The organism is Singulisphaera rosea, assembly GCF_054877945.1.
The window spans coordinates 155,926-165,594 of sequence record NZ_JBTYIP020000023.1; the positions used below are offsets into that span (position 1 = coordinate 155,926).

The 9,669-nt window shown below is 55.2% G+C and carries 11 protein-coding genes and 1 tRNA gene; 5 read left to right on the forward strand and 7 right to left on the reverse strand.

All coding sequences use genetic code 11. From position 1 onward, the window contains the following. Positions 1-14 precede the first annotated feature (14 nt). The 5 genes from ACYOEI_RS29925 to ACYOEI_RS29945 all read left to right on the forward strand — a co-directional run bounded on the left by ACYOEI_RS29925 (position 15) and on the right by ACYOEI_RS29945 (position 4,254). The gene (locus ACYOEI_RS29925; protein ID WP_462853333.1) at positions 15-1,340 is read left to right on the forward strand and encodes an Ig-like domain-containing protein; all 1,326 of its coding nucleotides are present in this window, start codon (positions 15-17) and stop codon (positions 1,338-1,340) included. 196 nt (positions 1,341-1,536) lie between these two features. Further along, a complete protein-coding gene (locus ACYOEI_RS29930) occupies positions 1,537-2,721 on the forward strand; it encodes a hypothetical protein (protein WP_462853334.1) in 1,185 nt (394 codons plus the stop codon). 51 nt (positions 2,722-2,772) lie between these two features. Beyond that, positions 2,773-2,871: transfer RNA gene (locus tag ACYOEI_RS29935), tRNA-OTHER, on the forward strand. 209 nt (positions 2,872-3,080) lie between these two features. Further along, the gene (locus tag ACYOEI_RS29940; protein WP_462853335.1) at positions 3,081-3,650 is read left to right on the forward strand and encodes a hypothetical protein; all 570 of its coding nucleotides are present in this window, start codon (positions 3,081-3,083) and stop codon (positions 3,648-3,650) included. 112 nt (positions 3,651-3,762) lie between these two features. Continuing rightward, a complete protein-coding gene (locus ACYOEI_RS29945) occupies positions 3,763-4,254 on the forward strand; it encodes a hypothetical protein (protein ID WP_462853336.1) in 492 nt (163 codons plus the stop codon). A gap of 245 nt (positions 4,255-4,499) precedes the next feature. Here ACYOEI_RS29945 and ACYOEI_RS29950 read toward each other — a convergent pair whose 3' ends face one another. The 7 genes from ACYOEI_RS29950 to ACYOEI_RS29980 form a co-directional block, all read right to left on the reverse strand. Next, complete coding sequence (locus tag ACYOEI_RS29950) at positions 4,500-5,015, reverse strand: hypothetical protein (protein WP_462853337.1); 516 nt, start codon at positions 5,013-5,015, stop codon at positions 4,500-4,502. A 41-nt stretch (positions 5,016-5,056) separates the two neighbouring features. Further along, on the reverse strand, positions 5,057-5,998 hold the full coding sequence (locus ACYOEI_RS29955; RefSeq protein WP_462853338.1) for a DUF1559 family PulG-like putative transporter: 942 nt from the start codon (positions 5,996-5,998) through the stop codon (positions 5,057-5,059). Positions 5,999-6,625: 627 nt separating this feature from the next. Next, positions 6,626-7,048 carry a hypothetical protein gene (locus ACYOEI_RS29960; protein WP_462853339.1) on the reverse strand — a complete coding sequence of 141 codons (423 nt, stop codon included), beginning with the start codon at positions 7,046-7,048 and terminating at the stop codon, positions 6,626-6,628. A 565-nt stretch (positions 7,049-7,613) separates the two neighbouring features. Further along, on the reverse strand, positions 7,614-7,796 hold the full coding sequence (locus ACYOEI_RS29965; protein WP_462853340.1) for a hypothetical protein: 183 nt from the start codon (positions 7,794-7,796) through the stop codon (positions 7,614-7,616). A 109-nt stretch (positions 7,797-7,905) separates the two neighbouring features. After that, positions 7,906-8,130 (reverse strand): type II toxin-antitoxin system HicA family toxin, encoded by a 225-nt coding sequence (locus ACYOEI_RS29970; protein WP_462853341.1) that lies wholly within the window; start codon positions 8,128-8,130, stop codon positions 7,906-7,908. A gap of 54 nt (positions 8,131-8,184) precedes the next feature. Further along, positions 8,185-8,370: a YdaS family helix-turn-helix protein gene (locus tag ACYOEI_RS29975; RefSeq protein WP_462853342.1), complete on the reverse strand. Its 186-nt coding sequence runs from the start codon at positions 8,368-8,370 to the stop codon at positions 8,185-8,187. After that, entirely contained in the window at positions 8,364-9,245 is an 882-nt protein-coding gene (locus ACYOEI_RS29980) for a DUF475 domain-containing protein (RefSeq protein WP_462853343.1), read from the reverse strand. Before ACYOEI_RS29980 ends, ACYOEI_RS29975 begins: the two co-directional genes overlap by 7 nt. Between the last annotated feature and the right edge of the window lie 424 nt (positions 9,246-9,669).

A 9,669-nucleotide genomic window follows, 5' to 3' on the forward strand; every position in this document is an offset into this window, starting at 1 on the left:
ACGGGGGTCACGCCATGTCGTTTTCTGAGTTGTGGAAGGGCCGGCGCTCAGAACGTGGCAAAACTCAGGGGGCGATTTTAAAGGCCGAAGAGCTGGAGACGCGGCTGGCACTGTCGAGCGTCCCGACGTTGACGACATTGATGGCATCGAACTCAAATCCCTCGATGGGACAGACGCTCGTGCTGACGGCGGAGGTTTCTCAGGGGATGGCGCCGACGGGTTCCATCCAATTCTTCGACAACGGCATGCCGCTGGGAACATCGACGCTGGAAAACGGGAAGGCGAGCATCGACGTAAAGCTCATGCCCTTTGGAATGAACACGGTTACCGCCGAATATCTAGGCGATTCCAAGAACGCGGCGAGCCTCTCCGGTCAGGTGCCAGTTGCCTTCGGAAACACTTTCGAGCGGTTCATGAACGACGCGCATCGGGGGCTCATCGGCACACCCGCCTCTGCGGAAGAGATGCAAGCTTACGACCGGCAGCTCAGTGTGACGCATAACCGTAAGCCCATGGTCGTCAATCTCATGTACTCCCCGTCCGGCCAGCAACACATGGTCCAGGATGAATTTGCGATCTACATGGAACGCGCCGCCACGCCCAAAGAGGTTCTCCAAACGCTGAAGTCTGCTCGCCGCTTAGGTGGAAGCATCCAGGCGGCCATTGTGGGCTCCCACCTCTTTTACCAGACTTGGTCCGGCAACACGGTCGACGGCTACCTCAAGGTGCTTGAATCATCAACGACCGGAGTGCCGTTTACCTCGTCTCAACGGGCGAAGCTGGCAAGCGAGATCGCCCACGGCGTACCCCTGACCAGGGTGGCCTACCAGGCGTTCTCTTTCCAGTCGGCCAAGATCGCGACGACCCAGTTCCTTTACGAATCCTATCTTGGCCGTCCGGCAACCTCGGCTGAGCTGGCAAAAGCCATCAAACCGCCAGGAAGGCCGGTCAATACCCTGGGGATGCAGATCGCCCTCTTCTCGACGGACGAGTTCTTTAACGCCGTAGGATCGCCCTCCGTCACCGGCACAACGACGACGCTGACGGTCACTCAGGGCCCGACGGCTGTGACGCTCACGGCAACAGTCAAGCCGTCGAACGCCATATCCCTAGGGCCGATCAGGGGCCTCGTGACCTTTATGAGTGGGACGACCGTACTTGGCACGGCGGTTCTCAACACGCCGCAGGTTGGCATCGGAAACTTTGTTCCGACGCCTCCTTCCGGGGTTACCGCCTCGCTCACCACAACGCTTCCGCCCGGGACCCGCGACATCGTGGCCCGCTATGAAGGCGATGTTGCGTTCGCCGGCAGCACCTCGCCTGTCCTGAATGGGTTTTGACAAGGGGAGAAGCTTGACGATCCAGAATTGCAGGCAGGCCCGATTGCCTCGGTCAACCGAGATTAGATCCGGTATGATGGATACTCGTTTGTGTTGTCGCCAAGTTATGGATTCCAATGGTCGTACTCGCCATTCACGTCATCATTCTCAAGAAACACGGATAGCTTGTTCAAAAGCAATTTGAGGATTCGGTCAAATGCCCATTGAACATAATGAGGCAGAAGATTTCCTGAGCCAGGACGAGATCGCTGAGGCCCAGCGCGAGTCGTACTTTTTTGCTCTACGCCGGGGTGGCGGAGAACTACCACCGTATGATCCAGAGGAAGCACATGAGGATTTCTGCAGGGCAGCGGCGCGAATCCTACTTGCCAGGAAATACAAGTACGCAACGAGCAAGAGTGTTTTTCGGCGGGTTAATTCAAAAGAGCTATTCGAGAGCACGCATAGCGCCACTGACCGACTGGGTGAATTATGCAATTTCGTGTGGGCCAACACGGTTGGAATGTGGCATCTGCGCGAGAATGTATTAGATTTTGTAGCACTGACGGGAGAACGAACGGATGCAGAACTCGCTGCTCGTTTCGTAAAGGACACGGGAGTCAGTAGCGCGGACCTCAGAACAACTTGCATTAAGTGGTCATGGGCTGACTTCCAAGAAAACGCCTCCAAAATCCTGCTATTCGATTTGTGTAGCATGTTCGAAGGGTGGCTTGAGGCGACCATAGTGATAGCCATGCCTGCGGGAGCAACGGAGTCACTGATCCGAAAAGCCGTGAAAGGCATGCAGTTTCCGACAGAATTGAATCCTGCCGGACATACAACAGGATTCCGATCTCAACTTGCACGCGTGACAGCCGATCGCTCTAATTACATGGTGAGCGAGGCCTTCCCTTTGCTGCGAACTCATCGCAAAAACTCATGGCTAATGATGGAGGAGCTTCTGCGCGCCTACCGGTACTTTAAAGAATGCCGAAACTCGCTGATCCACTCCGGCGGTCTAGGAACTCAGACGGCAGTAGATGCGTACAACGCGGCCCGAGCAATTGATAAAAGTAATTTAGGCCTCTCAGGCCCAATGCAAATGCCAGCCGTAACATTGAACAGGCCGATTGCGTTGTCACTGCCTGATGTCGTTGCTCTCAGCAGTATTGTACATCGTCTAATTGTTACGCTGGATGCTGCCTTGTCAGTCACAACCGGGAGCGAGAATTACATGGTCTCCCAGATCCGGCGATGTGTTGACCCTCGGAAGAAATTCCCCCCGGTTGGGAGCGGCAAGCGATTCGCCGCAATTAAGTCTTTGGCAAGGTCAGCAGGCGTACCAGTACCTACAAATGAAATGGCTCTTCAAACACTTTTAACTTCTCATGGAGTAATCTGAACAGAATTGCACTGTTGACTAGCCAATGCCCTGACGCATAATGTCTAAAATGCGACGCTAGCTCAGTTGGCTAGAGCACCCCCCTCTCAGGCAGCTCCGAGGAGCTTCCCGAAAAGGGGGAGGTCGTTGGTTCGAATCCAACGCGTCGCTTTCGACAAATTCTGATCTCGGTCCCCGAAATGGTCAGTCGCGTCACTTACCCTACCGCCCACCAAATTTTCCCATTCAGTTTGTTCAGCGGTGCTGGAAGAGCAAACTCTTCGATCACCCGATCGTCAGTCCGGTCGTGCCCACTTGACATCGCACCCGGAGCATTCCAGACTTGACGAATGCGCCGACGTCCGAAAGGAACCGGCGACGTGAACGGTCGTATCCCCCCTAAGTGCGCCGTTGCACCGAGGCAAGCCGCCATGAAGCGCAGAGCTACCCCCCAGCTCGAATCGATCGAGGAACGCGTGCTGACCACGGTGGCGGGTTCGCACCATGCATTGACCACGGTAGTCGTGCGAAGTTCGGAGCCGCTGCCCCCACTACGCCACCTATGGGCGATCGTCGGCATGGACAACATGACGGATCATGTCATCAGATTTCACATCGATTTCTATGGACCGAATGGATGGTACAAGCAACGGGCCGGGACAATCAAGCCGCACGGTGAAATGGTCGTCAGTTCCGAAGTCAAAGTGCCCGGCTCCATTCCGACACTCGAATTGACATACCATGCTGCAACTCGGGACGTCAGCGCGACCACAAGACTCGCCCCTTACTTGCTCCACCACGAACCCGCTTGGGAAGAAAGGTGGGGATCCCCGTTCTTCTATCGGATCAAGGAGGACCGCCACGACCAGCTCGTCGTGATTCATCCGAAGCACCCCGAGATGGAAGCCCCGCCTGCATCTGGCCTGAGTGGCGTCTTCCTTCTCTGGTGAACGTCCCCTGTCCTGTGATAAAACGATTGAACATTCACGTCGGCATCGGGTCACCGATGGCGCGAAGGAAACGATGAGCATGCACGCCCGGCGACTCAAGTGCATCCGACCTGTGGTCGAGACCCTCGAGGGACGACAGCTCCTTGCGACGGCGCTCATCGTCCCCGGACATTCGGTGAAGGCGGCGGCGGCCGCAGGCATACTCGACGGCTCATTCTCCGGTTCAAAGAGTGTGCGCGGATTCTCGTTCGACTTCGATTTCGGCGGCCGGGGATCGATCAGCCCCCCAGCGGACTCGTTGGTCTTTCACCAAGGAGTCACCGGGAACATCTTTGGGCACCTCCGCGGCTCGTTCGGTAACGGTACGGAATACCCGACGGGGTTCTTCGTTATCACGAACGAACACGGAACCAGGCTTGCTGAGTTCGAGGTCAAGGCGTTGAAACGCGGTTATTGGGCGCATTATCCCGCCGCGGGGCCTTACCATTACATCTTCCTCGAAGGACCATTTCGAGGACAGGCGGGAACAGTCCAAATCTCGTACCCCACGCTGGGCACCTTCCAAATGCACTTTGCTCCAAGGCTTACGCCTCACCACGCCTGAAACTGTCTGAGAAGACCTCGGACGATCGGGTAATGAAATATGACAGCGGATTCTTCGTCGGTCGCTGTTTGGTCTTCATGGTTTCTCGCCTCCTGGTCGATTGACCAACTCGTGCGTGATCACTCCCCGTCGAACCGTTTCAGGAAAAACGCCAAGACAAACCGGGTATCTGACTTCTGGCGCCGCCCCTATTCCAACGAAAGAATCGCGCCAGAATATTGGTCAACTAATTTTGCGGCGGATCCTTAACAACCTGATGATTCCGTCTGGGAGATCTCTTCTGAAACGGAGGATGACGCTCGGGTTCGATTCATGCGGAATGCGATAGCGGAAGAGATGTTGCCCCCAAGAAATGCGACAAACATGTTAAACAAGAGGGACGCGACACGAGCATAAGCGACATCATTGCGATCCGGTCGGGGAAACGTGTGATTTAACCACATGCCGAAGGAACCGCTCAAGTCCCATAGCTTGACATCCATATGCGCATACTCAAGCCCTCCATTGGCAAGACCTGAGGGGAAGTTCAGCGATGTCAGAATGAGATGGCCCCAGCCGAACGCCGCAAATCCGAACCACCAATCGGCTGCCTGCTGGGAAGCATAACGCGCTCTGAAAGTCCCAAATACGAGAAAGGTTAAGTCCACATACAATAAGATCAAAATTGCGTTCTCGCTCGGATGGTTTAACGCGATGAACGTGAAAGCAAAAAGAGCAAGAAAGCCACATGCTTGAAGGAGTGTGAAGGCTGGTCGTTCCATGCTAGGGTGCCTCTCGATCGAGAACAGAGCTTTGAAGTTTGCTAAAACTGCTGATCAGAGATGACTTCCCCACCATTACGAGTACTGAGATCGTGCCAGATCTCAACATTCATGGAGTCTCTAACGAACGAGCAATGGCCATCGGCGAACAAGGTGTTCGCGCCGGAGGGATGCCTGCTGCCGGCGGTCCAAGCCCCGAGATCGACAGAAGTTCCGTTCAAGCAGCTGTGACCATTAATGGCGATATTGTGATTCATAAGTGAATATCTAAATCCAGCCATGATCCAAATCCCAGGTTTAGTCCAACTAGAAAACTCAGCATTAGGAGGGACGGCATCACGGCATTCATTTAAAAAGAGATCGAACTCCTCCGGATCAGACAAGTACTCGGTTTTGAAGACGACCCCGTTCAGAACCAATTGCTCATTTTCTCCCAGAACCAACTCGCTCATTGCACAGGTTGTGCTGGTACCGTCAAGGATCGCTGCATTCCCAACCACGTAGTGCTTGATTGAGGGATGCGCGAACAATCCATTAAATCCTCGATTCGGTAGATCATAACCGCCATTTCCTGAATAGTTTGTGCGCCCTGGTCCTTCGCCACGGGGAGGTTCGGACGGGCAAATTAAAGAACTGATATGTGATGCTTTTGCCGTTTCTGACTGCGCAGAGCTTGATGGGTACGAAAAGTTGATTGAATTGAATAATGGCCGTTCTTCCATGAACGGCAAAATCATCGAAATGAGTGAGTAATTCAATCCGTTTGAGCCCTCAGGGTACACACCGAAAGATGTCACATATTGGGACAAACCCAAACCAATCTGGCGCAAATTGTGCTGACAATTCGCTCGTCGAGCCGCCTCACGTGCTGATTGAACCGCTGGTATGAGTAGCGCGGTCACTATCGCGATTACTAATACCACAGTCAGCAATTCGACGAGAGTAAACCCCGCCAAACTTGATCGTTGTGTTCGGATCTTCACTTCAAAGACTCCACAGTGATTTGAGGACCGCGAATCTCATCAATCCTACCGCCTATGCTCATGATTTGACCGGATTTCGGATCCTTCCGACCTCGAGAATAGATCAATTTAATTGTTAGTGCAAATTTGCCATTTGCCTTTCCTGCTCTCAAGGTGGCTTGAAATACATACGATTGACCATCGATCGCCGAAGGTACGCCTACCACTTCATTACCGCTCATTCTATTTTTGTCACTGCTCAAAGAGACCAATATGGCTGTGGGGAGCAATTTGCGATCCGGAACCTCCAGTTTAAATCGACAGTCCACTTTTCCTCTCGGGCCGATCTTTAGCGAATGAGACGGAGCCAGGATTATACAGGAAGGTTTCTGCGGTAGATCGCCAAAAAAAAGGTCGTTGAGCACAAATGGAGGAGCTGAAGTATCTTTAGGCCATTCCGGTTTACCACATCCTGAAAGTAGGCAGAGAAGAACCAACGATTTTAATGGCATGCTCTAAGTCCACAAGGGAAGTCCCGATCGAAAATACCGACCGGGACGTGAGGCCCCAAAAGCAACTGATCCATCGAAATTAATAGGGCGTACACATTACCCTACGCATTCGACTTTGGACCAACCACAAAACTGGTTAGTAGTTGATATTGTACGAAGATGTCGCCTGAGGTGCGATCGGCAAATCCAAATGATCATAGGTGTCCACGTAAATGAATGCCTTTTTTGCATCGAGAGCGCCGGTGACATTTACTGCGCAGGTCCAGGTCCATTTGGTTGGATCTGTCGGATCAGGCGTCCCCCCTGCTGTGCCATACCAACTGCTGACTCCATCTGAAATTTTGACGTTCACGTAGGAAAATAGCTTGGTCCCTGAATTCCGGACGGAATTCCCCATGACGTTGATTGTCATGGTGGCGTGAGTCTGTGTGTAAGTCGTCGATGGGGATGTGATCGTAGTTGTAAACGTGGTTTGTGAAAATGCGGTGCTTGGGATAAACGAAAATGCAAACAAAGCCCCACTCAGAATCAAGGCCGTTCTGATTTTCATTCCGAACATCGAGACTTCCTCCTTAGGCCGGGATTTTCGAAGACTCATCGCTCACTACGGACTTCGTAGCTGGCTGCGATAGTACCGGTCCTCTGCCGAGTTCCGCAAGACCCTCGTATCGGAATTTTGTCATATTGTGGGCTTTTAAAAGTATTCTGATCGCTTAATCGATTGGCTATTCCCGGAGATGGATGGCTGAGGAGCTACTTTCAACATTCTCAACTCCACATTTGATTTAGCGACCTGTCCGTCTCAAACGATAGATGGCTTGGTCGGGCTGGGCTTGCCCTTGCAAGCGATCTTCGGCAGATCCCCCGATGTCTCAGTCAGGTCGCCCCGCACGAGGCAGGTTGCGACGAACTCCCGTATTACCCACTATACCGTCCTCTGCCGCGAATTGCAGCCAGGGTCTTGTCGGCCCGCACGAACGTGGCCATACGCACTCGGAGTTCGCGCTTGGCACGCGCTAGGCGTTCCCGCTCGCATTGATTCAGAGGAGTCGAAGCGACGCGACCTAACTGTCTGGCACCGCCGGCTTTGACCGTGAGCGTCGGTGGGATTGACTAAGTTCCCTCTAATTCGCCCTCCCCTCATCCCCCTCGGCCAGCTTCCACAGCTCCAGAATCGTCTGTCCCTCGGGCGTGAGCACGAACCCCTGGCCCAGGCAGGCCGGGCAACGGTCGGGGAGCTCGAAACCGGGGACAAGCCCCTGGCCTCGGCAACTCTGGCAATCGACGAACAGGGCGATGATCTCCACGGCGGCACCTGGACTGGGAAAGAATACTGTATAGTTGTATCGTATCCCGCAGGCCGGAGATGCGCCAAGGGCAAGCAGTGGCTCTCAGCCCGAACCCCGTTCGAGCTGGTCAGGCCATTCCCACCCTCTCGCGGATTCGCAGATCAGCCGGACGAAGCCCCGCGTCCTTGAGGATGCAGAAGTACGTGGCCTTCGGATACCGGCGCTGGCAGTAGGGCAGGATGACCTCCCGGCCGTCAGGATGCCGGAGCTTGTAATGGCTGCCGCGCACGGAGACGACCTCGAAGCCGTGCCGCTTGAGCAGGCGTAGTAGTTCAGGGCCGCTGTGCATCATGCGGCAGCCATTCGGGTAATTTCAAGGTCGGAGTTTGGCGGGCGGGCAAGGTTCTCACTTGGTCGCCTCCAACGTCTGACGCTGGAGCTCTCGGATTCGGGCCTCCTCGGGCGGCTGAATCCGCCTGGTCCCGGCCAGCCAGTGCTCCACGGCGCGAACCGTGACTGGGAGAAACTTGGCCACGGTCTTCTTACCGCCGACCGCCTCGCAAATCTCCCTGAACTCCTCCTTGGTCAGCATGCTCGCCTCCGCGTGAACGCGATGGACGAGGCCAGCGAGGCGAAGATGCAGGCCGCCCCTACCAACCCTGTGACGACTTCTGGAACGTGCCAGGTCGTGCTCCCGAGCATGAGGACGGCGAGGGTGCCGATTCCCCAGTGGGCTCCGTGTTCGAGGTAAATGAATTGGGCGAGTGTCCCGTGACGGACCAGGCGGACGGTCAACGACCGGATTACCAAGGAGCCAATGCCCAGCCCGATCATGATGGTGAGAAGGTCGCTCGTGATCGCGAAGGCCGCGACCACCCCATCGAGGGAAAAGCTGGCGTCTAGGATCTCGAGATAGAGAAATCCGACGATCCCCTGCTTGCCCATCGCGCAGGCAGCCGGATCGCCACCCTCTCCGCAAAGCCCGAGGGTTCCCCTGATGGCGATGTAGGTGATCAGGCCGAGAAGGCCGGCGGGGATCGATGTGCCGGGAAGCGATAGCAGCAGAACGATGGCGAGGACCACCTCGACAGCCTCCATACGCCCGAGTTGGGCAAGCCGACGCTCGACCCAGCCGAGCCAATGAACGTCCTTTGCCTCGTCACATACGAACTGAAGAAAGACCATCAGCAGGAACATCCCGCCGAAGGAAGAGATGGCAGTGTGAGCCGCGCCAAGCCGTTGGCCATATTCCGCCGCATCGGTGAAGGCGAGAATAGCCACGTCGGCGATACCCCCGCCCCCCGAGAGGGAGACGATGACGACCGGTAAGACGAGCCGCATGCCAAAGACGGCGATCAGCAGGCCCCAGGTGAGGAAGCGACGCTGCCAGACGGCGGGCATGTCTTTCAAGACCGAGGCGTTGACCACCGCGTTGTCGAAGGACAGTGAGACTTCGAGAACCGCCAAAATGAGAATTGTAAACAAGATCACTTATACCACCATTTCGTAGCCCTCACCACGATCCAAAGCAGGGACACTACCCCTAGGAAAATGAGTAGGTCGATTGCGATCACCGCCTGCACTCCCCGCCCACCGAAGCCAACGGCAGGCAAGAAAGGCCACCTTGCTTACTGTCGGCATCAAGGAAACAGACAGCTTCATAACCACCAGGCCTGCACACCGCATATACACCGGTCAGCGTCACCATGCGCTTGAAGCCGCCCGAACCAATCGTTGAAAAGGCCACCATCGCGAGGATGGCAACCTACGTTCCGCACATCCGGCATTCAATTTCTCCGAATTTCCGGCGGTCGCCACGTCAGCGGTTATAAGCCGCCGTCATTCGCAACAGGCTCAGGAGCCTGCGCTGCAGCGGACTCAGTTCCGTCGT